The sequence below is a fragment of the Actinomycetospora sp. TBRC 11914 genome (assembly GCF_012933465.1).
Classification (GTDB): Bacteria; Actinomycetota; Actinomycetes; order Mycobacteriales; family Pseudonocardiaceae; genus Actinomycetospora.
Window position 1 is genome coordinate 20,936 of the sequence record NZ_JABBND010000030.1, and the last position, 25,589, is coordinate 46,524.

Genomic DNA, 25,589 nt, shown 5'->3' on the forward strand with positions numbered 1-25,589 from the left:
GCGGGCTCTCGGCGGTAGCGTCACGACGGGCACACCACGCAGGTCCGGCGAGCTCCGGGCCTGCCCCCTGTGCCCGTGATCACGGGGTGACCTCCGATCCGCCCCGGCTGTGAACACCGCCACGGCCGCCTCGCGGCAGGCCCGCTAGTCTCGCGGGCGAGGATCGTCGAGACGCCGGGAGCCCAGGTCTGTGCACCGGCGGCAAGGAGATCGCGCTGACCACGCACGCGGGCCCGGCTGAGCACGGTGGCTCTCCGGACGGGACACGCCTCGAGGTCCGGGCGCCGGCACGCGTCGTCGTCCTCGCCTCCGGGTCCGGCACCCTCCTGCAGGCCCTGCTCGACGAGGCCGCGGCGATCGATGTCGAGGTCGTCGCCGTCGTCTCCGACCGGCCCGACGTCGCCGCCCTGGACCGGGCGCTGGAGGCGAAGGCCGAGCCCGTCGTCGTGCGCCTCGGCGACCACCGCGGCGCGGACGGCCGCGTCGACCGCGCCGCCTGGGACGCCGCCCTCACCGACGCCGTCGCCGCGCACGACCCGGACCTGGTGGTCTCGGCCGGGTTCATGAAGGTCCTCGGCCCGGCCTACCTGGGCCGCTTCGGCGGGCGCACGATCAACAGCCACCCCGCGCTGCTGCCCGCCTTCCCCGGCGCGCACGGGGTCGCGGACGCGCTCGCCTACGGCGTGAAGGTCACCGGGGCGACCGTCCACCTCGTGGACGCGGGCGTCGACACCGGGCCGGTCCTGGCCCAGCAGGCCGTGCTCGTCGACCCCGAGGACACCGTCGAGACGCTGCACGAACGGATCAAGGTCGTGGAGCGCCGCATGCTCGTCGAGACCGTGGCGGCGCTGGTGCGCCACGGCGCCACCATCACCGGACGAACAGTGAGGATGCCGTGACCGCTGCCCCGCAGACCGCCCCCGCCGGCCAGGGGACCGACGGTCGCCGACCCATCCGCCGGGCCCTCGTCAGCGTGTTCGACAAGGCGGGCCTGCTCGACCTCGCCACCGGCCTGCACGCGGCGGGCGTCGAGGTCGTCTCCACCGGCTCGACGGCGTCCCGGATCGCCGACGCCGGCGTGCCCGTCACCCGCGTCGAGGAGCTCACCGGGTTCCCCGAGTGCCTCGACGGCCGCGTCAAGACCCTGCACCCGCGGGTGCACGCGGGGCTGCTGGCCGACTCGCGCCTGCCCACCCACGTCGAGCAGCTCTCCTCGCTCGGGATCGAGCCGTTCGACCTGCTCGTGGTGAACCTCTACCCGTTCTCCCGGACCGTGGCGTCCGGGGCGTCGCCCGACGACTGCGTCGAGCAGATCGACATCGGCGGCCCGGCCATGATCCGCGCGGCCGCGAAGAACCACGAGACCGTCGCCGTCGTCACCGACCCGGACCGCTACGGCTGGGTGCTCGCCGAGGCCCAGGCCGGCGGGGTCACCCGGGCCGACCGCCAGGCGCTCGCGGCCGAGGCGTTCCGGCACACCGCGTCGTACGACGTGGCCGTGGCGTCCTGGATGGGCACGGTGCTGGCGCCGCCGGCCGAGGGGGCGTTCCCCGACTGGGTCGGGACGACGGGCCGGCTGCGCCAGACCCTGCGCTACGGCGAGAACCCGCACCAGGCGGCGGCGCTCTACGGCGAGCCCGGCGACACCTCGGGCCTCGCGGGCGCGGTGCAGCTGCACGGCAAGGAGATGTCCTACAACAACTACGTCGACGCCGACGCCGCCTGGCGCGCCGCGCACGACCACGGGGACGACCGCGTCTGCGTCGCGATCATCAAGCACGCGAACCCCTGCGGGATCGCCGTGGGGGACGTCCGGGGCGAGCGGAGCGACGGGGGAGACGACGTGGCCGACACCCACGCGCGGGCCCACGCGTGCGACCCGACGTCGGCCTTCGGCGGGGTCATCGCGGTCAACCGCGAGGTCACGGTCGCGGCGGCCGCGCAGATCGCGGAGATCTTCACGGAGGTGCTCGTCGCGCCGTCCTACGCCGATGGGGCGCTGGAGGTGCTGGCGCGCAAGAAGAACATCCGCGTGCTCACCGCCGAGTTCTCGCCGCCGGCGCTGGAGCAGCGCCCCATCTCCGGCGGGACGCTCGTGCAGGAGCGCGACGCCGTCGACGCCCCGGGGGACGACCCGTCGTCGTGGACGCTCGCGACCGGGTCGCCGGTGTCGGAGGAGGTCCTCGCCGACCTCGCGTTCGCCTGGCGGGCGTGCCGGGCCGTGAAGTCGAACGCGATCCTGCTGGCGTCGGGGGGCGCGACGGTCGGCGTCGGGATGGGCCAGGTCAACCGGGTGGACTCGGCGCGGCTCGCGGTGGCGCGGGCCGGTGACCGGGTGCGCGGGTCGGTCGCGGCGTCGGACGCGTTCTTCCCCTTCCCCGACGGGTTCGAGGTGCTCGCCGAGGCCGGGGTGGCGGCGGTGGTCCAGCCCGGCGGGTCGGTGCGCGACAACCTGACGGTCGAGGCGGCCGAGAAGGCGGGCGTCGCGATGTACCTGACGGGGACGCGGCACTTCGCGCACTGAGCCGTCGGGTCGGGCGGTCCGGGATGCCGGCGGAGCCCTGTCGGCGTGCTCCCCTCATCGCTGGCATCCAGTGGCAGGAAAGCCCGTCGATGAGGGAACCCCGGGACCAAGATCACCGTCCGGTAGCGGATGCGGGGGCCTGGGGCGTCCGGATCCGCCACGGGAAAGTGATTGAGCGTCACCCCGTCGATGCGGCGCCGTCGTGGCGCGCTGTCGGTGGGGTCGGCTAGCGTTCCTGGTGTTCGAACAGGTGTTCGACCACGAGGAGGTCGTCATGGTCCCGTCCGCCGAGGCGTCCGCGCGCGAGGCCCTCTCCCGGAGGGTCTCCGAGCTGGGGCTCGTCCGGGCCTCCGAGCTCGCCGGCCGCGCGGGACGCGCGGTGGTCGCAGCATCGCACGCCGAACCGGCCCCGCGCGGTCCGGAACCGGCCCCGGAGCCCGAGCCCGAACCGGCGCGGGACCCCGAGCGGGCGCTGCTGCCGGTGGCCGGGCCGCTCACCGGTCTGCTGCCGTGGGGCGGCCTGCGGCGCGGGTCGACCGTCTCGGTGCACGGGTCGACGGCGCTGCTGCTCGCCCTGGTCGCGGAGGCCTCGCGGGCGGGCTCGTGGTGCGCGCTGGTCGGGCTGCCGGGCGTGGGGCTGGCCGCCGCCGACGAGGCCGGGCTGGACCTGGCACGCACCGCCCTGGTCCCGCGGCCCGGGCCGCGGCCGGCGAGCGTGGTCGCGGCGCTGGTCGACGGACTCGACGTGGTGGTGCTCGGGGGCGCCGCGGTCTGGCGGGCCGGGGACCGGCAGCGGCTGGCCGCGCGGGTGCGCCAGAAGGGCGCGGTGCTGGTCCCGGTGGGCGCCTGGCCGGGGGCCGACGTCGAGCTGCACGCCACCGGCGGCACCTGGTCCGGGCTGCTGGGCGACGGGGCGGGCCGGTTGCGCTCGCGGCGGGTGCACCTGCGCTGCGCCGCCCGCGGCCGCGCGCGGGACCTCCGGGAGGACGTCCTGCTCCCGGGCCCCGACGGTCGGGTGGCGGAGGTCGCCGGGGACGAGGGGGCGATCACGGAGGCCCCGGCCGACCTGCCGGCGAGGACGGGGTGAGCGAGGCCGCGGCCCCGGTCCGGGTGGTGGCGCTGTGGTGCCCGGACTGGCCGGTCGTCGCCGCCTGCGCCGAGTCCGGCATCCCCGCGGACCGTCCCGCCGCGGTCCTCGTGGCCCACCGGGTGGTGGCCTGCTCGGCCACCGCGCGGGCCCAGGGCATCCGGCGGGGCCTGCGTCGCCGCGAGGCGCAGGCGCGGTGCCCGGACCTGGCGGTGCTCGGGCGCGACGCCGACCGCGACGCGCGGGCGTTCGAGGTCGTCGCCTCCGCGGTGGAGGAGATCACCCCGGGCGTCGAGGTGATCCGCCCCGGGCTGGTGGTGCTCGCCGCGCGCGGGCCCGCCCGCTACTTCGGGGGCGAGGAGGTCGTCGCCGAGCGCCTCGTGGACCACGTCGCCGCCCGCGCCCGCGTCGAGTGCCAGGTCGGGGTGGCCGACGGCGTGTTCGCGGCCGCCCTCGCGGCCCGGCGCAGCGCGGTCGTCCCGCCGGGGGCCTCGCCGGCCTTCCTCGCCCCGCGGCCGGTCACCGAGCTCGAGATGGAGCCCGGGGTCGAGCCCGACACCGCCGGGGCCGACGTCCCGGGGGCCACCGCCCGCGCCGAGCTCGTGGGGCTGCTCCGCCGCCTGGGGCTGACCACCCTCGGGGACTTCGCCGCCCTGCCCGCGGCCGACGTCGCCTCCCGGTTCGACGCCGCCGCGGTGCGGGCCCACCGGCTGGCGCGCGGCCTCGACGAGCGCCCGCCCTCCCGGCGCCACGCGCCCGACGAGCTCACCGTCGAGGTGCCCCTCGACCCCCCGGTCGACCGCGTGGACGCCGCCGCGTTCGCCTCCCGGGCCCTCGCCGAGCGGCTCCACGCCGTCCTGGGCGACGCCGGGCTCGCGTGCACCCGACTCGGTGTCCAGGCACGGACGACCACCGGTGACGAGCTCGCCCGCACCTGGCGCTGCGCCGAGCCGCTCACCCCCGCGGCGACGGCCGACCGTGTCCGCTGGCAGCTCGAGGGCTGGCTGTCGCGGCGCCGGGAGACGGAGCGGCGCGCGGGCGAGGGGCTCACGGTGCTGCGGCTGGTGCCCGAGGAGGTGGTCGACGCCGGCCGGCTGCAGCTGGGGCTGTGGGGGGAGACCGGGGTCGCCGACGAGCGCGCCGGCCGTGCGCTGGTACGGGTGCAGGGGCTGCTCGGGCCCGAGGAGGTGCTCACCGGCGTCCCCGGTGGCGGGCGCGGGCCGGCGGAGCGGGTCCGCCCGGTGCCCTGGGGCGACGAGCGGACCCCGTCGCTCGACCCGGCGGCTCCCTGGCCCGGGGCGCTGCCCGCGCCCTCGCCGTCCACCGTCCCGCCCTCGCCGCTGCCGGCCACCGTCCTCGACGCCGAGGGCCGCCCGGTCCGCGCGGCCCCCCGCGGCAGGCTCTCGGCGGCCCCGGCGCAGGTGGCGCTCGGCGACGGGGGCCCGGCCGCGCCCGTGCGGGCCTGGGGCGGTCCGTGGCCCGAGGAGGGCCGGTGGTGGGACCCGCGGGCCCCCGTCGGCTGCCTGCGGGTGCAGGTGGTGTGCGTCCCCCCGGTGTCCTGGCCGGCGGCGACGGTCGGCGAGGACGACGACGCTCCCCGCGCCGACGGGGGCGACGACCCCGACCCGGCGGCCGACCTGGCGCCGGACCCGGCGTCCTCCTCGGCCGACGCGGTGGGCCTGGCGCTGCTGCTCGTGCTGCGCGACGACCGGTGGACGGTGGAGGGGATCTACGACTGATCGGGGTCGTGGACGACCTCGGGACTCCCGGATCCGGGGACCGGCGTCCGCACCACGCTGTCGGACCCCGGCGTTACCCTCCGAACACATCGAACAGGTGTTCGATCAAGGGGGGTCGGGATGGGCTGGGGCAATCCGGCGGTGAGCTGGTCGGAGCTGGAGCGGATCCTCGCGGGGAAGCCGGTCCGGCCGCGGTCGGGGGCGTCCGGCGCGGCGCCGGAGGTCGACGGACCCGGCACGCTCCACCCGGCGGACGTGGGCACCGTCGGGGTCCGGGAGGGCGCGCGCCGCGGGAGGTCCCGCGACGAGCAGCACCCGGGCGACGGGGGCGACTCGCCGGCCTGGAGCCGCACCCGCGCCCCCTACCGGCCGCCGGCGGATGCCGGGGCAGCCCCCGCGACGGTCCCCTTCGCCGAGCTGCACACCCACTCCACCTACAGCTTCCTCGACGGCGCGAGCCAGCCCGAGGAGCTCGTCGAGGAGGCCCACCGCCTCGGGCTGGAGGCGATCGCGCTCACCGACCACGACGGCATGTACGGGGTGGTCCGCTTCGCCGAGGCCGCGCACGAGCTGGGGATGCGCACGGTGTTCGGTGCCGAGCTCTCGCTGGGGCTGTCCGCGCCGCAGAACGGGGTGGCCGATCCGGAGGGGGAGCACCTGCTGGTCCTGGCGCGCGATCCCGCCGGCTACCGGGCGATCTCACGGGCGATCACCGAGGCGGCGATGGACCCGCGGGCCGAGAAGGGCCGCCCGGTGCACGACCTGGAGCGCACCGCGGCGATCCTGAAGGACCGGGTCGTCGTGCTCACCGGCTGCCGCAAGGGCCACGTGCGGCGGGCCCTCGACGGCAATTCGACTCAGCACGCCGATAGGGGGCCGGAGGCGGCGGCCCGGGCGCTGGACCGGCTGGTGGGCATGTTCGGGGCGGACTCGGTGGCCGTGGAGCTGACCGACCACGGGCTGCCCGTCGACGTCGAGCGCAACGACCTGCTCGCCGAGCTCGCCGCCCGGGCGGGGCTGCCCACGGTGGCGAGCACCGCCGCGCACTACGCCACGCCGGACCGGGCGCGGATCGCGGCCGCGCTGGGGGCGGTCCGGGCGCGGCGCAGCCTCGACGAGGCCGAGGGCTGGCTGCCGCCGGGCACCGCCCACCTGCGCTCCGGGGCGGAGATGGCCGCGCGGTTCGCCCGGCACCCCGAGGCGGTCACGCACGCGGCGGTGCTCGGGCGCGAGTGCGCGTTCGAGCTCTCCCTGCTGGCCCCCGAGCTGCCGCCGTTCGCCGTCCCGGCGGGGGAGACCGAGGCGAGCTGGCTGCGCCACCTCGTCGACCACGGGGCCCGGGAGCGCTACGGCAGCCGGGCGGACCACCCGCGGGCGTGGGAGGTGATCGACCACGAGATGGCGATCATCGAGGGGCAGAACTTCCCCGGCTACTTCCTCATCGTCGCCGACATCGTGCGGTTCTGCCGCGAGGCGGACATCTACTGCCAGGGCCGCGGGTCGGCCGCGAACTCGGCGGTCTGCTTCGCGCTCGGCATCACCCACGTCGACGCCGTGGCGATGGACCTGCTCTTCGAGCGGTTCCTGTCCCCGGAGCGCGACGGCTACCCCGACATCGACCTCGACATCGAGTCCGACCGCCGCGAGGAGGCCATCCAGTACGTCTACGACCGCTACGGCCGGGACCGGGCCGCCCAGGTCGCCAACGTCATCACCTACCGGCCGCGCTCCGCGGTCCGCGACGCCGCCCGGGCGCTCGGCTTCGCCCAGGGACAGCAGGACGCGTGGAGCAAGCTCATCGACCGGTGGGGGCCCGGCGCGGACCTGGGCGACCAGGTCCCGGGGATGCCCCGCCCGGTGGCCTCACTGGCCGAGGAGATCGCCGGCTTCCCACGCCACCTCGGCATCCACTCCGGGGGGATGGTCATCTGCGACCGGCCGGTCGACCAGGTGGTGCCGGTGGAGTGGGCGCGGATGGCGAAGCGCAGCGTCATCCAGTGGGACAAGGACGACGCGGCCGCGGTCGGCCTGGTGAAGTTCGACCTGCTCGGGCTGGGCATGCTCTCGGTGCTGCACTACGCGAGCGACTACGTGGCCGCCCACCACGGCCGCCGCATCGAGCTCCACGAGCTGCAGCCCATCGACCCCGCGGTCTTCGCGATGCTCGCGCGGGGCGACTCCGTGGGCGTGTTCCAGGTGGAGTCCCGCGCGCAGATGGCCACGCTGCCGCGGCTGAAGCCGCGGGAGTTCTACGACCTGGTGGTCGAGGTCGCGCTGATCCGCCCCGGGCCGATCCAGGGCGGGTCGGTGCACCCCTACATCCGGCGGCGGAACAAGCAGGAGCAGGTCGTGTACGACCACCCGCTCTGCGAGCCGGCGCTGCGCAAGACCCTCGGGGTGCCGCTGTTCCAGGAGCAGCTCATGCAGCTGGCCACCGACGTCGCCGGGTTCAGCGCCGCCGAGGCCGACGAGCTGCGCCGGGCGCTGTCGGCGAAGCGTTCCGAGGAGCGGCTCGAGCGGCTGCGGGCGCGGTTCTACGCGGGGATGGCGGCCAACCAGATCACCGGCGACGTGGCCGACCGGATCTTCGCCAAGACCAGGGCGTTCGCGAACTTCGGCTTCCCGGAGAGCCACTCGATCAGCTTCGCGTCGCTGGTCTACGTCTCGGCCTGGTACAAGCACTACTTCCCGGCGGCGTTCTGCGCGGCCCTGCTGCGGGCCCAGCCGATGGGCTTCTACTCCCCGCAGAGCCTGGTCGCCGACGCCCGCCGCCACGGCGTGGTCGTCCTCGGCCCGGACGTCACGTGCAGCCGGGCCGAGCCCGAGCTGGAGCCGCACCCGGAGAGCGAGGGCGGGGTCGCGGTCCGGCTGGGCCTCGGCGCGGTGCGGGGGCTCGGGGACGAGGTGGCGGAGCGGATCGTCGAGGCCCGGGAGACGGCGGGACCCTTCGCCGGCGCGGCCGACCTGGCGCGCCGGGCGGACCTCACCACCGCGCACCTGGAGGCCCTGGCGACCGGCGGTGCGCTCGGCTGCTTCGGGCTCGGGCGCCGGGAGGCCCTGTGGGCGGCGGGCGCGGCCGCGGCGGGGACGGCGGCGGTGCGGGCGGGGGAGCGCCACGACCGGCTCCCGGACACCGCGGTGGGGCTCGACGCGCCCGCCCTGCCGGGGATGTCGGCGGTGGAGCTGACGATCGCCGACGTGTGGGCGACGGGGGTGACCCCCGACGGCCACCCGGTCACGCACCTGCGGGCGGCGCTCGAGGAACGGGGCGCGCTGAGCGTGGCCGGGGTCGCCGCGGTCGGGGAGGGGGAGCGGATCGAGGTCGGCGGGGTGGTCACCCACCGGCAGCGTCCCGCGACCGCGGGCGGGACGACGTTCCTCAATCTCGAGGACGAGACCGGGATGCTCAACGTGGTCTGCTCGGAGGGGCTCTGGGCCCGCCACCGGGTGGTGGCCCGCACGAGCGCGGCGCTGGTCATCCGGGGGCGGGTGGAGCGGGCCCCCGACGCCCCCACCGTGGTCAACCTCGTGGCCGACCGGATGGAGCGCCTCGACCTGGTGGTGCCGTCGCGCTCCCGGGACTTCCGGTGATCGCGCCACCGACCCTCGCCGACGGGCGTCACCGGACACCACAGACACTGGTGGGGGTGTCTCCGGCCGGTTCCGACGGCCGGAGGCACCCCCACCAGGTCAACGAGCCGACGGGCCGCGGGGGTCCGTCGGGGGTTCGGTCAGCTCTTGATCAGCGGCCGACCCATCGGCAGCGAGGAGCCGCCGTTCGCGACGCTCATGGCGTCGAAGAACAGGTAGACCCCCACCAGGGAGAACGCGAACACCGCGATCCCGCCGATGGCCAGCAGCCCCGTCGACCCGGCGGCCGTACCCAGCAGCACGAGCAGCAGGGCCAGGTCCACCAGCACGAACAGCAGCGTGAAGACCGACGGCAACCGCAGGGTCGCCAGGGTGAGCATCACGATGCCGATCAGCCAGGTGAGCAGGAACGTCTCCTGTGCGCCGGTGGCGGCCCCGGTCGCCGTGGCGTCCCCGAACCAGTTGTGGCTCAGGCTGGTGACCAGCACCGAGAAGCTCAGCCAGAACCCGGCGAAGATCCCGAAGATCGCCGCCACGGGGCCGGCGTGCGTCCGGATCGCCCAGCCACACGCGATGAGCTGTCCGATCCCGTTGCACATGAACAGGATCGGGATCAGGCCGAGCACGGCGTTCGACGAGCCCGTGAACCCGACGAGGTACAGCCCGAGCGCGACCGAGCCGATCACGAACGTCGGCACGCCCACCAGTGCTGGGTTCGCTGCTGCCGCTGCGGCCTCAGCGTCCGCGGCGCCGGCGTCCGGGGCCCGGCTCTCGGCAGCGTGCGCCCCGGTACCCTCGTCGACAGTGGTCATCGACACTCCTTCGTGCGATTCCGACGGGCGCCGCTGACGCACGCCCTCGTGCCGTCACCGCCCGCTGACCGTCCGAGTGTGATCTCACCCACTGCATACGCGGTACCGACCGTCCGTAGGGGTACTGATCCCGTCGGTATGGATCGTGAACCGGTTCAGGCATGCTCACCAGCCATGGAACGCCCCGGCCGGTCTCCCCTCCCGGTCCCACCAACCCTCCGATCGGGCAGGGCCGTCCGAGTGATGTCCCGGCTGTTCGTCGGGGTGATCGCCGGGGCGGCCGGCACCGCCGCGATGACGGCCACGGGCCGGGTCCACCGGCGGCTGTACGCGCACCGCCGCGGGACGACTCCCGGGCAGATCACCGAGATCCTCGACTACGACGACTCCGACCACGTCGTGGTGGCCGCGTCCACGGTGCTGCGCCGCGTCGTGGGGTGGGCGCCCCGGAGCGACGCCGGCCGGCGGGCCCTGTTCTGGCTGGTCCACTGGGGCTACGGCTCCGCGGTCGGGGCGGCGCACGCGGAGCTGCGCCACCGTCTCGGCGAGCCGGCCGCCGGCCTCGCCTTCTTCGTCGGCTGCGAGGCGATGGCCCTGGGCCTGTTCCCGGTGCTCGGGGACACCCCGGTGCCGTGGCGCTGGGGACCGCGCCTGCTCACCGTCAGCGTCGTCCAGCACGCGGTCTACGCCGGCGCGGTCGCCGGCGCCGACGCCGTGCTCCACCGCCGTGCGCCCTGACCTCGCCGCCCGTCCCGCCCGTGGCGACGGCGCGGACGGCGGCGCGGCGGACGCCCCCCGGGCGCTCGAGGCCCACGTCGTGGTGTGCGGGCTGGGCGGGCTCGGGCTCCGCATCGTCGAGACGCTCCACCACCGGGGCGAGCCGGTGGTGGTCGTCGACGACGACCGCGGGCACGGTCGCGGGGCCCACGTCCTCGAGACCTGGGGCGTCCCCCTCATCGAGGCCGACCCGACGGTGCCGGGCAGCCTCGACGCCGCGGGTCTCGACACCGCCCGGGCCGTCGTGTGCGTGATGGCCGGCGCCCAGGGCGAGCTGCGGAACCTGCACGTCGCCCTGCACGTCCGCGAGCGGCGGCCCGACGTCCGGGTGGTGACCTCGCTCGGCAACGCGGCCATCGGGCGGGCCGTCGCCGCCGACCCGGGCCCGGGCGCGGTCCTCGACGTCGCCGCCCTCGTGACCCCCGCCCTCGTCGAGGCGTGCCTGCGCAGCCCGGTCCACGCCCTCGACGTCGCCGGCACCCGGTTCATCGCGGCGGGCACCACCGCGCGCTCCCCGGCGACGCTCCGCGCCCTCTACGGCGACCTCGCCCCGCTCGCCGCCACCGCGGCCGCGAGCGGGACGACCCTGCTCTGCCCCAGCCGCGACCACCGCGTCGCCGCCGGCGACCGCGTCACCGTGCTCGGGACCGACGCCGAGCTGGCCGAGGCCGGCGTCGGCACGACCACCACCCCCACCCCGCGGCGCCGGCCGACCACCCGTCGCGGCGCGGGCCACGACCCCGACGCCGCCCACGGCCGGGCCGGGCCGCCGGCCCGGGCCGTCGCCGCGGTGCTGGCGCTCGCCCGGGAGTCCGACCGCGGGCTGCGGTGGGCCATCGCCGCCCTCGTGGGCCTGCTCGTGGTCTCGACGACGGTCATCACCGTCGGCTACCACTATCCCGACGGCCGCGGGCTGGGCGTGGTCGACGCGCTGTACTTCACCGTGGAGTCCGTCGCGACGGTCGGCTTCGGCGACTTCAGCTTCGCCGACCAGGCGGTGTGGCTGCGGCTGTGGGCGGTCTTCCTCATGCTCGCCGGGGTCGTCACCACCGCGATCCCGATCGCCTTCTTCACCGACATGCTCATCAGCCGCCGGCTCTCGGCCACCGCCGGGCGCCGCGCCGCGTCGGCGTTCGTGGGCCACGTGGTGATCATCGGGCTGGGCGCGGTCGGGGTCTCGGTCGCCGAGGCGCTGCACGGCCGGGGATGCGACGTCGTCGTCGTGGAGTCCGACCCGGCGAACCGGCACCTGCCGCGGGCCCGGGCGCTCGGCATCCCCGTGGTGTTCGGCGACGCCACCACGGCGACCCCGCTGCGCGACGCCCGGGTCGACCGGGCGGCCGCGGTCGCGGTGACCACCAGCGACGACATGGCCAACATCGAGACCGGCCTGGCCGTCCGGGACCTGCTGGGGCAGCGCGACGCCGACGTCCCGGTGGTGCTCCGGCTGTTCGACCGCGAGCTGGCCCGCACCGTCGCCCAGCGGTTCGGGTTCGGGTCGGTGCGCTCGATCGTCGAGCTCGCGGCCCCGTGGTTCGTCGGCGCGGCCCTCGGGCTCGACGTGCTCGGCACGTTCCCGGTGCACGGCCAGGCGTTCCTGCTCGGGCGGCTGCGGGTCGGGGCGGGCAGCGACCTCGACGGGCTCGCGATGCGCGACCTGTCGCTGCGGACCCGGGTGGTGGCGCTGCGCCGGATCACCGACGGCCACGGCCGCACCGCCCTGGAGCACCCGCCGCGGCGCGACACGCGGTTCGCCGCCGGCGACGAGGCGTTCCTCGTGGGTCCCGACGACGAGCTGCTGGAGGTGCTGGCCCGCTCGCGCGCGGCCACCGCCCGGGCGCCCACCGCGAGCGCCCGGGACACGACCGGGCCCGGCACGCCATGATGGGCGCCGTGACCGCGACGATCCTGGACGGCAAGGCCACCCTCGCGACGATCATCGGCGAGCTCACCGAGCGGGTCGCGAAGCTCACGGCGGCCGGGCGGACCCCCGGCCTGGGCACCGTGCTCGTCGGGGAGGACCCGGGCTCGCAGTCCTACGTCCGCGCCAAGCACCGCGACTGCGCCAAGGTCGGGATCACCTCGATCCGCCGGGACCTGCCGGCCGACGCCACCCAGGCCGACGTCGAGGCCGCCGTCGACGAGCTGAACGCCGACCCGGCCTGCACCGGCTACATCGTGCAGCTGCCGCTCCCGAAGGGCCTCGACGCCAACGCCGTCCTCGAGCGGGTCGACCCCGACAAGGACGCGGACGGGCTGCACCCCACCAACCTCGGGCGCCTGGTCCTGGGCGAGCCGGCGCCGCTGCCCTGCACCCCGCGCGGCATCGTCGAGCTGCTGCGCCGCTACGACGTGCCGCTCGACGGCGCGAAGGTGACGGTGCTCGGGCGCGGCATCACCGTGGGTCGCCCGCTGGGCCTGCTGCTCACCCGCCGCAGCGAGAACGCCACCGTGACCCTGTGCCACACCGGGACGCGGGACCTGGCTGCCGAGACCCGGGCCGCCGACGTCGTCGTGGCCGCGGCCGGTGTCCCCGGCATCATCACCGCCGACATGGTGCGCCCCGGCGCCGCGGTGCTCGACGTCGGCGTCTCCCGCGGCCCCGACGGCATCCTGGGCGACGTCGCCGAGGAGGTCCGCGAGGTCGCGGGCCACGTCGCACCCAACCCCGGCGGCGTCGGGCCGATGACGCGGGCGATGCTGCTCACCAACGTGGTCGAGCGCGCGGAGGCCCTGCTCGGCAGCGGGACGTGATCGTGTGGCAGCACCGGACGAGCCCGACGACCCCGCCGGCGAGCGGCCCGCGCCCGCGGTGACCGGGGAGCGTGCGGTGGGCCCGGCGACGCGCAGCGGCTCGTGGCCCGTCGTCGTCCTGCCCGAGAACGAGGCCGGCCGGGCCCGCCACGCCCGCCCGCCGCGCTCGGCCGGCTACTACCGGCGCGCCCTCGCCCGCCGGGTCCGGGCCCAGGCGGCGCTCACCGCGGTGCTCGTGGTCGTGGCGATCGCGTTCGTCCGCATCGGGCTGCAGCACTGGCGCGAGGGCACGACGGAGCTGGGTGTCGCGCTCCTGCTCGCCGCGGCGCTGCGGGCCAGCCTCCCCGACCGCACCGCCGGCCTGCTCGCCGTCCGCCCGCGCCGGGTCGACGTCGCCACCTACACCGTCTTCGGCCTCGTGGTCATCCTCGTGTCCCTGACGATCACCGGGGGACCGCTGGCGAGTCGGTGACCGGGTCGGCGAACCCGGCCACCCACGCCTGTGCGCACCCCCGCACCGGGACGGTGACGTCGAGGCGGGCCAGGACGCTCATCCAGCCGCCCGTCACCCGCAGCAGCGACATCCACTGCGCCGGCAGATCCAGCGAGCGGCCGGTGCCCCGGTAGGCGGCACCGCCGGGCCGGAGGATCCGCAGGCCCTGGCGGCGCATCCACGGTTCGGTGAAGTGGAACACCTCGTCGCGCAGCGGGTCGGCCATCCCGCCGACCCACGCGGCGATGTCCTCGGCGCCGGTGTCCCCGGTGAGGAAGCCGGCCTCGCGGGCCGCCGTCGTGACCCCCGGGTCGTCGTCGGCGAGCATCCGCAGGAGCCGCCCCAGCACGGCCGGGACCCCGTCGGGCAGCTCGGCGACGGCGCCGAAGTCGACCAGACCCACGCGCCCGTCGGACAGCACGAGGACGTTGCCGGGGTGGGGGTCGGCGTGGAGCAGACCCACCCGAGCGGGGCTGGAGAAGAGCAGCTCGACGAGGGCGCCGGCCACCCGGTCGCGCTCGGCCCGCTCGGCCTCGTCGGCGGCCGGCCGCCCGGACCCGTGGGACAGCGGCACGCCGTCGAGCCACTCGGAGACGAGGACCCGCGGCGCGGAGGCCACGACGGCGGGCACGCGCACCTCCGGATCGCCCGCGAGGGCCGCGGCGTGGGCGCGCTGGTGGTCGGCCTCGCGGCGGTAGTCGAGCTCGGCGTCGGTGCGCTCGGCGATCTCGGCGAGCAGCGCGCGGGCGTCGAGGCCGGGGAGGAACCGCTCGAGCAGCCAGCCGGTGCGGCGCAGGACGGCGAGGTCGGAGCGCAGCGCCGCGACCGCCCCCGGGTACTGCACCTTGACCGCGACCTCGAGCCCGTTGCCCCACACCGCCCGGTGCACCTGCCCGAGGCTCGCCGCGCCCGCGGCCTCGTCGTCGAACGCGGTGAACCGGGACCGCCAGCCCGACCCGAGCTGCTCGGCGAGCACGCGGTGCACGGTCGCGGCGGGCATCGGCTCGGCGGTGGTCTGCAGCCGGGTCAGCGCCTCCCGGTAGGGCCCGGCGACCTCGGCGGGCATCATCGTCTCGAACACCGCGAGGGTCTGCCCGAGCTTCATCGCCCCGCCCTTGAGCTCGCCGAGCACGGCGAAGAGCTGGTCGGCGTTGCGCGCCAGGGCGTCGAGGGCGAGCGCGTCGGCGTCGGCCCCGAGGGCCCGCCGCCCCCACCCGGCGACCGACCGGCCCGCCGCGCCGAGCGGGAGCATCGCCAACCGCCCGGCCCGCCGCGCGGCGCCGCCCCTCGCGCCGTCCCGGCCCCCGTCCCGCCCCACGGCGCCTCCTCGACCGTCGCCCTGCGGCACCCGGACGCAGAGGCTGGTCACCCTGCCAGAACGGGCCACCCCCGATCGGCCGTACCGAGCTTCCGGGGCGAGTGGACGCTCACGGCTCCGGCAGCAGCCCTGTGGGCCCACTCGGTCCACCCCGCGGCCGGCCACGCGCGCCGAGTGGGCCCACACGGCTCCTGCGGCAGCCCTATGGGCCCACTCGACGCCGCGGGCCGTGATCATCGGACCTGGGTGGCTGCGCCGACCACCACCCGGGGCCCGGTCACCAGGGTGAGCCCTCGTCACACCACCGGTCCCGGTGACCGGGGCGACGGGCTGCGGAGACGTCGGGGCCGGGGCCGCGTTGATAGCGTGCGATCAGTGGGAGCGCGCGGGTACCTGCACCCGGACCCCGGCGACGCCCCCGAGACCGTGCGGCGCCGTCACCCCGGCGCGAGAGGAGAGCCCGCAGACGTGGCGAAGATCAAGGTGGAGGGCACCGTCGTCGAGCTCGACGGCGACGAGATGACCCGGATCATCTGGCAGTTCATCAAGGACAAGCTGATCCACCCGTACCTCGAGATCGACCTCGAGTACTACGACCTCGGGATCGAGCACCGCGACGAGACAGACGACCAGGTCACCGTCGACGCGGCGAACGCGATCAAGAAGCACGGGGTCGGCGTCAAGTGCGCCACGATCACCCCCGACGAGGCCCGCGTCGAGGAGTTCGGCCTCAAGCGGATGTACCGGTCGCCCAACGGGACGATCCGCAACATCCTCGGCGGCACGATCTTCCGTGAGCCGATCGTCTGTTCCAACATCCCGCGCTACGTCCCGCACTGGACCCAGCCGATCGTCGTCGGCCGTCACGCCCACGGCGACCAGTACCTCGCGCAGGACTTCAAGGTGCCCGGCCCGGGCACCGTCACCATCAGCTACACCCCCGACGGCGAGGGCGAGCCGATGGAGTTCCAGGTCGCGAAGTTCCCCGAGGAGGGGGGCGTCGCCCTGGGCATGTACAACTTCAAGGACTCGATCCGCGACTTCGCCCGCGCGTCGCTGCGCTACGGGCTGGACCGCAACTTCCCGGTCTACCTGTCGACGAAGAACACCATCCTCAAGGCGTACGACGGCATGTTCCGCGACACCTTCGAGGAGGTGTTCGAGTCCGAGTTCAAGGCCGACTTCGAGAAGGCCGGCCTGACCTACGAGCACCGCCTGATCGACGACATGGTCGCCGCGGCCCTCAAGTGGGAGGGCGGCTACGTCTGGGCCTGCAAGAACTACGACGGCGACGTCGAGTCCGACATCGTCGCGCAGGGCTTCGGTTCGCTCGGTCTGATGACCTCGGTGCTGATGACGCCCGACGGCACCGTCGAGGCCGAGGCCGCCCACGGCACGGTGACCCGGCACTTCCGGCAGCACCAGCAGGGCAAGGACACCTCGACCAACCCGATCGCGTCGATCTTCGCGTGGACCCGCGGGCTCGCCCAGCGCGGCCGGCTCGACGGCAACGACGCGCTGGTCGACTTCGCGCAGAAGCTCGAGGACGTCTGCGTCAACACCGTCGAGAACGGCCAGATGACCAAGGACCTCGCGCTGCTGATCTCCAAGGACGCGCCGTACCTGACCACGCAGGAGTTCCTGGACGCGCTCGACCAGGGCCTGCAGAAGGCGATGGCGGACTGACCAGCGCCGGACAGGACCACCGAGGGGCACCTCCGGAGACAATCCGGGGGTGCCCTTCGTGTCTCGTGGGTACGACACGGCATCCCTCGAGCGACCGCTCCCGGGGCCCGCTGGGAGGGATGACGACGTGACGCAGCCGAACGCCGCGGGTGGCCGCGGGGCGCCGGGCCGGCGGGAGAGCCGGGGCCGGTTGATCGGTGACGGGCTCTCCTGGACGGCGCGCTGGAGCCTGCGGCTCATCCTCACCGCGCTCGGGCTCTCGCTCATCGGTGTGGTGATCGGCCAGCTGTGGTCGATCGTGCTGCCGGTGCTGCTCGGGCTGATCATCGCGACGGTCCTCGAGCCGCCGGCCACCTGGATGCGCCACCACGGCGTGCCGTCGCTGCTCGCGGCGCTGATCGTCGTGGTGGGGGCCCTCGCCGTCGTCGGCGGCGTGATCGCGGCGATCATGCCGTCGGTCATCGGGCAGGTGCCGCAGCTCGCCGCGGGCGCCACGGCGGGCCTCGGGGACGTCGAGCGTTGGGTCTCGACGACCTTCGGCCTCGGCCAGAGCCAGATCGGGCAGGTCGTCCAGGGGACGGTCAACCAGCTGCAGAGCTCGGCGACCTCGATCGCCGGCACGGTGCTGACCGGGCTGACGACGATCGCGAACGGCGTGATCGACGCCGTGCTCGCGCTCGTCCTCGCCTTCCTGTTCGTCAAGGACGGCTACCGGTTCCTGCCGTGGATGCGCCGCCAGGTCGGCACCGGGGCCGGGGAGCACCTCGCCGAGGTCGGCGCGCGGGCCTGGGACCGGCTCGGCGGGTTCATCCGCTCGCAGGCGATCGTCGGGTTCATCGACGCCGCCTGCATCGGGATCGGGCTGGTCGTCATCGGGGTGCCGCTGGCGCTCCCGCTGGCGGTGCTGACCTTCTTCGGCGCGTTCATCCCGATCGTCGGGGCCCTGACCGCCGGCGCGCTGTCGGTGCTCATCGCCCTGGTGTCCAAGGGCTTCACCACGGCCCTGATCGTGCTGGTCCTCATCCTCGCCGTGCAGCAGATCGAGGGGAACCTGCTCCAGCCGCTGGTCCAGGGCCGCGGCCTGGGCCTGCACGCCGCGGTGATCATCCTCGCGGTGACCGGCGGCGGCAGCGTCGCCGGGATCGTCGGGGCGTTCCTGGCCGTCCCCGTCGTCGCGGTCACCGCCGAGATCGCCCGGTACGTCAACGAACAGATCGACATGCGGGCCCGCTCCGACGAGGAGCATCCGTCCGAGGTCGCGCCGGCGCCCCCGGCGAAACAGCCCCGGACGCGGTGGTCGATCCTGCGCCGGGTGCGCAACCGCCGGAACGGGTCGTCCCGGGAGATCGGGGACGACGGGGCGTCTCCCGACGGGGCCGGTCCGCCGGCCGACGGCACCCCGGCCGCCGGCGGACCGCGCGAGGGCGCTGCGACGAACGAGTGAACCTCTGCGCGTGACGGAGGTGTTCACCGCAGGGCAACATCACTGGCCTTCACTCCCAGGGGCGTCCAGCGGCCCGCGTCGGGAAAGGGGTGGGAGGTGCCCGAGAGCGAGCCCGTCGAGCGGCTCTCGACCCACGTGCTCGACGTGGCCGCCGGGAAGCCCGCGGCCGGCGTCCCGGTGGTGCTGGTGCGCGACGCGGACCAGGCCGTGCTCGGGCGGGGGACCACCGACGCCGACGGCCGGGTCGCGCGGCTCAACGACGAGCCCCTCCCGCCCGGGGACGTGACGCTGACCTTCGACGTCGAGGCGTACGTCTCCCGGACGCACGGCACCGTGTTCCACCCGCGGATCACGGTGCACGTCCGGCTCGACGGCCATCGCGACCACTACCACCTGCCCGTCCTGGCCGGACCGTTCTCGCACACGACCTACCTGGGGAGCTGATCGCGCAGTGGGCATCGTCCTGGGAACCAACCAGTACGGGAAGGCCGAGGTACGGCTGGTCCACGTGGACCGCTCCACGCCGCGGCACGTGATCACCGACGTGAACGTCACGAGCCAGCTGTTCGGGGACTTCTCCGAGACGCACCTGACGGGCTCGAACGCCGCCGTCATCGCCACCGACACGCAGAAGAACACCGTGTACGCGCTGGCCCGCACCGGGGGCATCACGACGATCGAGGAGTTCGCGCTGCGGATGGCGCGGAACTTCGTCGACAAGTACGACCAGGTGACCGGGGCGCGGCAGGAGATCGAGCAGTACGGCTGGGGGCGCATCGAGACGTCCGACTCCGGCGCCCACGACCACGCGTTCGTCCGCGCCGGCACCGAGACGCGCACCGTCGTCGTCACCAAGCGCGGCCCGGAGGAGACGGTGATCTCGGGCCTGACCGACCTCGTCGTCCTCAAGAGCACCGGCAGCGAGTTCTGGGGCTTCCCGGAGGTCGAGTACACGTCGCTGGTCGAGACGACCGACCGCATCCTGGCCACCGCGGTCTCGTCGCGCTGGCGCTACACCAGCAGCAACGTCGACTGGGACAAGTCCTTCACGTCGGTCCGGCAGATCCTGCTCGACCGCTTCGCCGGCACCCACAGCTACTCGCTGCAGCAGACGCTCTACGCGATGGGGCAGGGGGTGCTCGAGGCCCACCCGGAGATCGCCGAGATCCGGTTCTCGATGCCGAACAAGCACCACTTCCTCGTGGACCTGTCCCCGTGGGGCCTCGAGAACCCGAACGAGGTCTGGTACGCCGCCGACCGTCCCTACGGGCTCATCGAGGCGGCCGTGACCCGGGACGACCTGCCCGCCGACGAGGCCGCCTGGGCCGGGATCGCCGGGTTCTGCTGACCAGGGCCTACGCTCGCCAGGCGATGGAGCCCTCCCCGACCCTCGTCGTCCGCGCCCGCCGCGCGGTGCTGCCCACCGGGACCGCCCCGGCCGCCGTCGTCGTCGCCGACGGACGGATCACCGACGTCACCGACCACGACGCGCCCGCGCCGCCGGGCGCGGCCGTCGTCGACGTCGCCGCCGACGAGGTGCTGCTGCCCGGACTCGTCGACAGCCACGTCCACGTCGACGAGCCCGGCCGCACCGAGTGGGAGGGGTTCGCGACGGCGACCGCGGCCGCGGCGGCGGGCGGGGTCACCACGCTCGTGGACATGCCGCTGAACTCGATCCCACCGACGGTCGACGTCGACGCGCTGCTGGTCAAGCGCGACGTGGCGCGGGACCAGGTCGCGGTGGACGTCGCCTTCTGGGGCGGGGCGGTGCCGCTGCGCGACGGCGTCCCCGACCCGGACGGCGCGGTGGACCCGGACCGGATGGCCGCGCTCGTCGACGCCGGGGTGTGCGGGTTCAAGTGCTTCCTCACCGACTCGGGGGTGCCGGAGTTCCCGCCGGTGGGGCACGCCGACCTCGAGCTCGCGGCGCGCACCTGCGCGGAGCTCGACGTGCCGCTGGTCGTCCACGCCGAGGACGACGGCGTGCTCGGCGAGGCCCCGGCCGCGGGCGAGGACTACCGGTCCTTCCTCGCGTCGCGCCCGCCCGGCGCGGAGACCACCGCGGTGCTGCGCCTCGCCGCGGTCGCCGCCCGCACCGGCGCCCGCGTGCACGTCCTGCACGTCTCCGCGTTCGAGGCGGCCGAGGAGATCGGCGCGGCGCGGGCGCAGGGCGTCCCGATCACCGGCGAGACCTGCCCGCACTACCTCGCGCTCGCCTCGGAGACCCTGACGAGCACGGCGGGCAAGTGCTGCCCGCCGGTCCGCTCGGAGTCCAACCGGGAGCTCCTGTGGGGGGCGCTGGGCGCGGGCCGGCTGCAGGCCGTCGTGTCCGACCACTCGCCCTGCCCGCCCGAGCTCAAGGACGGCGGGTTCGGGCAGGCCTGGGGCGGGGTGTCGTCGCTGGAGCTGGCGCTGCGGGTCGTGTGGTCCGGCGCGGCGGCCCGGGGCCACACCCTCGACGACGTCGCCGCGTGGATGTCGGCGGCGCCCGCGGCCCTGGCCGGGCTCGAGGGCGCCAAGGGCGCGATCGCCGCCGGGCGCGACGCCGACCTCGTCGTGCTCGCCCCCGACGAGGTCGACGAGGTGGACCCGACCGTGCTGCACCACCGCCACCCGGTGACGCCCTACGCCGGGCTCGCCCTGCGGGGCGCGGTGCGGCGGGTGTGGCTGCGCGGACAGGACCCGGTCGCGGGGGGCGGGCGGCTGCTCACCCCGGAGCGGAAGCGGGCCACGTGAGCGCCTCCGGAGCCGGTGCCTGGGTCGACCTGGCGGTCCGCGCCGTCGGCGGCGGCGTGGTGGCCGCCAGCGACGAGACGTTCGCCGAGAAGGAGAACCTCGTCGCGACGGCGGCCCCGACCCACGCGGCGCACACGTTCGGGCACAAGGGCCAGATCTACGACGGGTGGGAGACCCGGCGTCGTCGGCAGCTCCCGGGCGGCCCCGGGCCGGGCGACCCGGCCGGCGACGACTGGGCGGTGATCCGGCTGGGCCTGCCGGGCATCGTGCACCGCGTCGTCGTCGACACCGCGTTCTTCGACGGCAACCATCCGGTCTCCGCCCAGGTCGACACCCGCTGGATCGAGGGGCACCCCTCGCCCGCCGAGGCCGCCGACGGGCCCTGGGAACCGCTGTGCGGCACGCCGCTGGAGGGGAACACCGCGCACACCGTCGAGGTGGAGCACCCGCGCGCGGCCACCCACGTCCGGCTGCGGATCCACCCCGACGGCGGGGTCGCGCGGCTGCGGGTGCTCGGCGAGGTCCTGCCCGACGTGCGGCGCTGGCGCGGCATCGGGGTCGACCTCGCGTCGCTCGCCGCCGGCGGGCGTGTGCTCGACGCGTCGAACCGGCACTACTCGCCGCCGGAGAACCTGCTGCTCCCCGGGACCGCGGCCCACATGGGCGAGGGCTGGGAGACGCGGCGGCGCCGCGAGGGCGGGTTCGACTGGGTCGACGTTGCCCTCGGCGTCGCGGGGCGGGTGCACCAGGTCGTCGTCGACACCACGCACTTCGTCGGCAACGCGCCCGGGACGGTACGGCTGGTGTCGCTCGGCGGGGGCGGGGCCGGGGCCGGGGCCGGGGAGCGGGAGCTGCTGCCCGAGACCCCGGTGCAGCCCGACGCCGAGCACTGGTTCGGCGTCCCCGACGGCCTCGTCGTCGACCGGGTCCGGGTGGAGGTGCGTCCCGACGGCGGGTTCGCGCGGCTGCGCCTGTTCGGTCGCCCGACGCGGGAGGCCGCGGCGGCCGCCGGGCTGCGCCGCTTCGACGCGCTGCCCGCCGCGGTGGCCGAGCAGGTGCTGCTGGCGTGCTGCAGCGCGCCGGACTGGGCGGCCGCCGTCGTCGCGGGGAGGCCCTACGCCGACCTCGACGCGCTGGTCTCGGCCGCGACCGCCGGCGTCCTCGCGCTCGACGAGAAGGGGCTGACGGCGGCGCTGGCCGGCCACGCCCGCATCGGGGCGCCCGAGGGCGGTCCGGGCGCGCGGGAGCAGGCGGGCGTCGGGGGGCTGGACGACGCCGGGCGGGCGGCGCTGGCCGAGGGGAACCGCGCGTACGAGGAGCGGTTCGGGCACGTGTACCTGGTGCGGGCGGCCGGGCGGTCGGGCGACGAGCTGCTCGCCCTGCTGGCCGACCGGCTGCGCCACGACCCGGAGACCGAGGCCGAGGTCGTGCGGGCCCAGCTCGCGGAGATCACGGCGTTGCGGATCGAGGACCTGTGGACGCCGTAGACCGAGATGCCAGCGAAGCGTCGTTGCTTGCATCCAGTGACAGGAAAGCCCCGTCGTCGGCCGACCTGCTGGTCCGCGGCGCCACCCTCGTGGTCACCTGCGACGACGCCGGCACCGAGCTCGCGGGCGGCTGGGTGGCGGTCCGGAACGGGGTGATCGCCGCGGTCGGCACCGGACCCGAGCCCGAGGCCGCCGAGGTGCTCGACGCGACCGGCTGCCTCGTCACCCCCGGGCTGGTCAACACCCACCACCACCTCTACCAGAACCTCACCCGCGGGCTGTTCCCCGACGGCACGCTCTTCGAGTGGCTGACCGGCCTCTACCCGGTCTGGGAAGGGCTCGACGAGGAGGGCGCGTACCTCTCGGCGTGGGCCGGTCTCGCGGAGCTCGCGCTGTCGGGGTGCACCACCTCGACCGACCACCTCTACGTCGCCCCCACCGGCGCCGGGGACCTGTGGGCGGCCGAGATCCGGGCGGCCGGGGAGGTCGGGATGCGCTTCCACCCGACCCGCGGCTCGATGACGCGCTCGGTGAAGGACGGCGGGCTCCCGCCGGACTCCGTGGTCCAGGACGACGACGAGGTGCTGGCCGACTCGCAGCGGCTGGTGGAGGCCTTCCACGATCCGTCGCCGCACGCGATGGTCCGCGTCGCACTCGCGCCGTGCTCGCCGTTCAGCGTCTCCCCGGAGCTCATGCGGGCCACCGCCGAGCTGGCCGAGCGCCTCGACGTGCGGCTGCACACCCACCTCGCCGAGGACGCCGACGAGGACACCTACTGCCTGGAGACGTTCGGTCGCCGGCCGGTCGACCAGTTCGCCGAGGTCGGGTGGCTCACCGACCGGGCCTGGGTGGCGCACTGCATCTTCCCCGACGACGCCGAGATCGCCCGGCTCGGCGCGGCCGGCGTCGGGGTGGCGCACTGCCCGTCGTCGAACTCGGTCCTGGGCAACACCCGCATCTGCCCGGTCACCGACCTGCGGGCCGCGGGGGTCCCGGTGGGGCTCGGCTGCGACGGGTCGTCGTCCAACGACATGGCCTCGCTGTGGGTGGAGTCGCGCCACGCGATGCTGCTCGGGCGGGTGCGCGGCGGGCCGACGGCGGTCGCGGCCCGCGACGTCCTCACGATGGCCACCCGCGACGGCGCCCGCTGCCTCGGCCGCGACGGCGAGATCGGGCAGCTGACCCCGGGCGCGGCGGCCGACCTCGCGGTGTGGCCGCAGACCGGGCCGGCCTTCGCCGGGGCGCTCGCCGACCCCGTCGCGGCCTGGTTGCGCTGCGGGCCGACGCTCGCGCGGCACACCGTGGTGGCGGGCCGGCCGGTGGTGCGCGACGGCGTGGTCACCGCGCCGGGTCTCGACGACGTCCTGGTCCGGCACCGGGGGGTCGCGACGCGGGTGCAGGGGCTCGCTCGGTGACGGACCCCGACGTCAGCGGTGTCGCATCGCAGACACTGGAGGTCAGGAAAGCCACACCGTCGCCCGGCCTCTCCGACGGGCTCCTCGACGCCCTCGACGCCCGCCTCGCCGTCACCGACGCCGCCCTGGACGCCGACGAGGCCGCCCGCGCCCGCCTGGCCGCCCGCGACCCCGAGCCGGTCCACGTCTGCTACGTCCCCGCCGACCGCGTCACCCCGACGACCGCCACCGACTGGGGCGACGAGGCCCTCGCCGTCCTCGACCGGTTCGCCGCCGACCCCGACCTCCCGGAGACGCTCGGCCTGCGCCCCGACCAGCTCCGCGACGCCCTCCCCCGGGTCCGGCGCACCCTCGCCGAGCAGCCCGTCGCCGACCTGCGCGCCGACCTCGAGGACGGCTACGGCCACCGCGACGACGCCGAGGAGGACACCCACGCCCGGGCCGCGGGCGCGGCGACGGCGGCCCTCCTGGCCGGCCCGCGGAGCCCGAGGCGCGCCGGACCGCGCGTGAAGTCCATGGAGCGCGCCACCCGCCGTCGGGGGCTGCGCTCGCTCGCGCTGTTCACCGCCGCGTTCCTCGACGCCGACGGCGACCCCGCCCGCCTCCGCGTCACTCTCCCCAAGATCTCCGACCCGGAGCAGGTGGCGGCGTTCGTCGAGGCCTGCGCCGCACTCGAGGCCCACCACGGGATCGCCCCGCTCCCGGTCGAGCTGCAGATCGAGACCGCCCGCGGCGCCCAGCGGGTCGACGAGCTCGTCGTCGCCGCCGGGAGCCGCGCCGCCGGCCTGCACTACGGCACCTACGACTACTCCGCCGCCCTCGGGATCGCCCCCGACCAGCAGCGCGCCGACCACCCGGCGGCCGAGCACGCGAAGCACCTCTTGGCGCTCGCGGGCGCCGCGGCCGGCGTCCCGGTGTGCGACGGGTCCTCCGCGGTGCTGCCCGTGGGCGACCGCGACGCGGTGCTGGCCGCGTGGCGCATCCAGGCCCGGATCGTGCGGCGCGCGCTCGAGCTCGGCATCGCCCAGGGCTGGGACATGCACCCGGCGATGGTCCCGGCCCGCCTCGCCGTCGTGGTCGCCGTGCACCGGGAGGGGCTCGACGCGGTCGTCGCGCGGTTGCGGGCCTACCGGGCCGGGGCGTCGGAGGGCGTGCTCGACGAGCCCGCGACCGAACGCGCCCTCGTCGGGTTCCTGCGTCGCGGGCTCGCGTGCGGGGCGATCGACGACGACGGGTCGTTGCCCTTGTCCTGATCGACGGCAGGATGTCCGGTATGGCACGCCAGGTGCAGGTCACGTTCGACGCCGCGGCCCCCGGCCGGCTGGCCGCGTTCTGGGCGGAGGTCCTCGGCTACCGGGTGCAGCCCCCGCCGCCGGGCTTCGACGCCCTCGCGGCGTGGGGCGTCCCGCCCGAGCGTCACGACGACGCGTCGGCGGCGATCGATCCCGACGGAGAGGGTCCCCGGCTCTTCTTCCAGCGCGTGCCGGAGGGCAAGACGGCGAAGAACCGGGTGCACCTCGACGTGCGGGCCGCTCCCGGGCTGGCCGGCGACGAGCGGATGGCGGCGCTCGAGGCGGAGTGCGCGCGGCTGGTCGCCCTCGGGGCCGTCCGGCTGCTGCGCGTCGAGCCGGAGCCGCCGCTGATCGGCGGCAACATCGTCCTGGCCGACCCCGAGGGGAACGAGTTCTGCCTGGACTAGGTGGCCTGCGGCCCCGTGAGCAGAAAG

General features: G+C 75.9%; 20 protein-coding genes. 18 read left to right on the forward strand and 2 right to left on the reverse strand.

Translation table 11 applies throughout. From position 1 onward, the window contains the following. Positions 1 to 215 precede the first annotated feature (215 nt). The 5 genes from purN to HH311_RS29115 all read left to right on the forward strand — a co-directional run bounded on the left by purN (position 216) and on the right by HH311_RS29115 (position 8,941). Positions 216 to 899, forward strand: coding sequence for a phosphoribosylglycinamide formyltransferase (purN, locus tag HH311_RS29095; RefSeq protein ID WP_211190970.1), 684 nt, complete (start codon positions 216 to 218; stop codon positions 897 to 899). Beyond that, positions 896 to 2,524: a bifunctional phosphoribosylaminoimidazolecarboxamide formyltransferase/IMP cyclohydrolase gene (gene purH / locus HH311_RS29100; RefSeq protein WP_169187221.1), complete on the forward strand. Its 1,629-nt coding sequence runs from the start codon at positions 896 to 898 to the stop codon at positions 2,522 to 2,524. The genes purN and purH overlap by 4 nt, the downstream gene beginning before the upstream one ends. A 238-nt stretch (positions 2,525 to 2,762) precedes the next feature. Further along, a complete protein-coding gene (locus tag HH311_RS31160) occupies positions 2,763 to 3,611 on the forward strand; it encodes a hypothetical protein (protein WP_211190968.1) in 849 nt (282 codons plus the stop codon). After that, positions 3,608 to 5,350 (forward strand): DNA polymerase Y family protein, encoded by a 1,743-nt coding sequence (locus HH311_RS29110; RefSeq protein ID WP_312030487.1) that lies wholly within the window; start codon positions 3,608 to 3,610, stop codon positions 5,348 to 5,350. Before HH311_RS31160 ends, HH311_RS29110 begins: the two co-directional genes overlap by 4 nt. Before the next feature lie 120 nt (positions 5,351 to 5,470). Then, positions 5,471 to 8,941: an error-prone DNA polymerase gene (locus HH311_RS29115; RefSeq protein ID WP_169187222.1), complete on the forward strand. Its 3,471-nt coding sequence runs from the start codon at positions 5,471 to 5,473 to the stop codon at positions 8,939 to 8,941. Between the two features lie 140 nt (positions 8,942 to 9,081). Here HH311_RS29115 and HH311_RS29120 read toward each other — a convergent pair whose 3' ends face one another. Next, positions 9,082 to 9,753, reverse strand: a complete 672-nt coding sequence (locus tag HH311_RS29120; RefSeq protein WP_169187223.1) for a GPR1/FUN34/YaaH family transporter — start codon at positions 9,751 to 9,753, stop codon at positions 9,082 to 9,084. Between the two features lie 243 nt (positions 9,754 to 9,996). On the opposite strand from HH311_RS29120, the gene HH311_RS29125 reads away from it, so the two are divergent. From HH311_RS29125 to HH311_RS32945, 4 genes are read left to right on the forward strand one after another with little or no spacing between them, the layout of a single operon-like run. Further along, complete coding sequence (locus HH311_RS29125) at positions 9,997 to 10,491, forward strand: hypothetical protein (RefSeq protein ID WP_169187224.1); 495 nt, start codon at positions 9,997 to 9,999, stop codon at positions 10,489 to 10,491. Further along, a complete protein-coding gene (locus tag HH311_RS33615; RefSeq protein WP_169187225.1) occupies positions 10,481 to 12,415 on the forward strand; it encodes an NAD-binding protein in 1,935 nt (644 codons plus the stop codon). Before HH311_RS29125 ends, HH311_RS33615 begins: the two co-directional genes overlap by 11 nt. Before the next feature lie 8 nt (positions 12,416 to 12,423). Continuing rightward, a complete protein-coding gene (locus HH311_RS29135; protein WP_312030488.1) occupies positions 12,424 to 13,284 on the forward strand; it encodes a bifunctional methylenetetrahydrofolate dehydrogenase/methenyltetrahydrofolate cyclohydrolase in 861 nt (286 codons plus the stop codon). 4 nt (positions 13,285 to 13,288) lie between these two features. Further along, positions 13,289 to 13,756: a DUF3017 domain-containing protein gene (locus tag HH311_RS32945; protein WP_312030489.1), complete on the forward strand. Its 468-nt coding sequence runs from the start codon at positions 13,289 to 13,291 to the stop codon at positions 13,754 to 13,756. On the opposite strand, the gene HH311_RS29145 is transcribed toward HH311_RS32945, so the two are convergent. Next, positions 13,728 to 15,095 carry an AarF/UbiB family protein gene (locus HH311_RS29145; RefSeq protein WP_312030490.1) on the reverse strand — a complete coding sequence of 456 codons (1,368 nt, stop codon included), beginning with the start codon at positions 15,093 to 15,095 and terminating at the stop codon, positions 13,728 to 13,730. The two genes, HH311_RS32945 and HH311_RS29145, sit on opposite strands and share 29 nt — an antisense overlap. 468 nt (positions 15,096 to 15,563) lie before the next feature. Between HH311_RS29145 and HH311_RS29150 the strand changes: the two genes are divergently transcribed. The 9 genes from HH311_RS29150 (at position 15,564) to HH311_RS29190 (ending at position 25,562) form a co-directional block, all read left to right on the forward strand. Further along, positions 15,564 to 16,781 (forward strand): NADP-dependent isocitrate dehydrogenase, encoded by a 1,218-nt coding sequence (locus HH311_RS29150; RefSeq protein ID WP_169187227.1) that lies wholly within the window; start codon positions 15,564 to 15,566, stop codon positions 16,779 to 16,781. Positions 16,782 to 16,908: 127 nt separating this feature from the next. Then, entirely contained in the window at positions 16,909 to 18,225 is a 1,317-nt protein-coding gene (locus tag HH311_RS29155) for an AI-2E family transporter (protein ID WP_169187228.1), read from the forward strand. A gap of 96 nt (positions 18,226 to 18,321) precedes the next feature. Next, the gene (gene uraH / locus HH311_RS29160) at positions 18,322 to 18,669 is read left to right on the forward strand and encodes a hydroxyisourate hydrolase (RefSeq protein WP_169187229.1); all 348 of its coding nucleotides are present in this window, start codon (positions 18,322 to 18,324) and stop codon (positions 18,667 to 18,669) included. Positions 18,670 to 18,676: 7 nt separating this feature from the next. Next, positions 18,677 to 19,573, forward strand: a complete 897-nt coding sequence (gene pucL / locus HH311_RS29165) for a factor-independent urate hydroxylase (RefSeq protein ID WP_169187230.1) — start codon at positions 18,677 to 18,679, stop codon at positions 19,571 to 19,573. Positions 19,574 to 19,596: 23 nt separating this feature from the next. Further along, positions 19,597 to 20,961 (forward strand): allantoinase AllB, encoded by a 1,365-nt coding sequence (allB, locus tag HH311_RS29170; RefSeq protein WP_169187231.1) that lies wholly within the window; start codon positions 19,597 to 19,599, stop codon positions 20,959 to 20,961. Further along, positions 20,958 to 22,448 carry an allantoicase gene (gene alc / locus HH311_RS33620; protein ID WP_169187232.1) on the forward strand — a complete coding sequence of 497 codons (1,491 nt, stop codon included), beginning with the start codon at positions 20,958 to 20,960 and terminating at the stop codon, positions 22,446 to 22,448. The genes allB and alc overlap by 4 nt, the downstream gene beginning before the upstream one ends. Next, positions 22,436 to 23,863, forward strand: coding sequence for an 8-oxoguanine deaminase (locus tag HH311_RS29180; RefSeq protein WP_312030491.1), 1,428 nt, complete (start codon positions 22,436 to 22,438; stop codon positions 23,861 to 23,863). The genes alc and HH311_RS29180 overlap by 13 nt, the downstream gene beginning before the upstream one ends. Next, the gene (locus HH311_RS33625) at positions 23,860 to 25,116 is read left to right on the forward strand and encodes a DUF6986 family protein (RefSeq protein ID WP_169187233.1); all 1,257 of its coding nucleotides are present in this window, start codon (positions 23,860 to 23,862) and stop codon (positions 25,114 to 25,116) included. The genes HH311_RS29180 and HH311_RS33625 overlap by 4 nt, the downstream gene beginning before the upstream one ends. A 20-nt stretch (positions 25,117 to 25,136) precedes the next feature. Beyond that, a complete protein-coding gene (locus HH311_RS29190) occupies positions 25,137 to 25,562 on the forward strand; it encodes a VOC family protein (protein ID WP_169187234.1) in 426 nt (141 codons plus the stop codon). Positions 25,563 to 25,589: the final 27 nt, after the last annotated feature.

Excerpts from the sequence above, each read along its gene's own strand:
- HH311_RS29115 (WP_169187222.1), top strand. The coding sequence starts at position 5,471 with ATGGGCTGGGGCAATCCGGCGGTGAGCTGGTCGGAGCTGGAGCGGATC.
- HH311_RS29120 (WP_169187223.1), bottom strand. The coding sequence starts at position 9,753 with ATGACCACTGTCGACGAGGGTACCGGGGCGCACGCTGCCGAGAGCCGG.
- HH311_RS29125 (WP_169187224.1), top strand. The coding sequence starts at position 9,997 with ATGTCCCGGCTGTTCGTCGGGGTGATCGCCGGGGCGGCCGGCACCGCC.
- allB (WP_169187231.1), top strand. The coding sequence starts at position 19,597 with ATGGAGCCCTCCCCGACCCTCGTCGTCCGCGCCCGCCGCGCGGTGCTG.
- HH311_RS29190 (WP_169187234.1), top strand. The coding sequence starts at position 25,137 with ATGGCACGCCAGGTGCAGGTCACGTTCGACGCCGCGGCCCCCGGCCGG.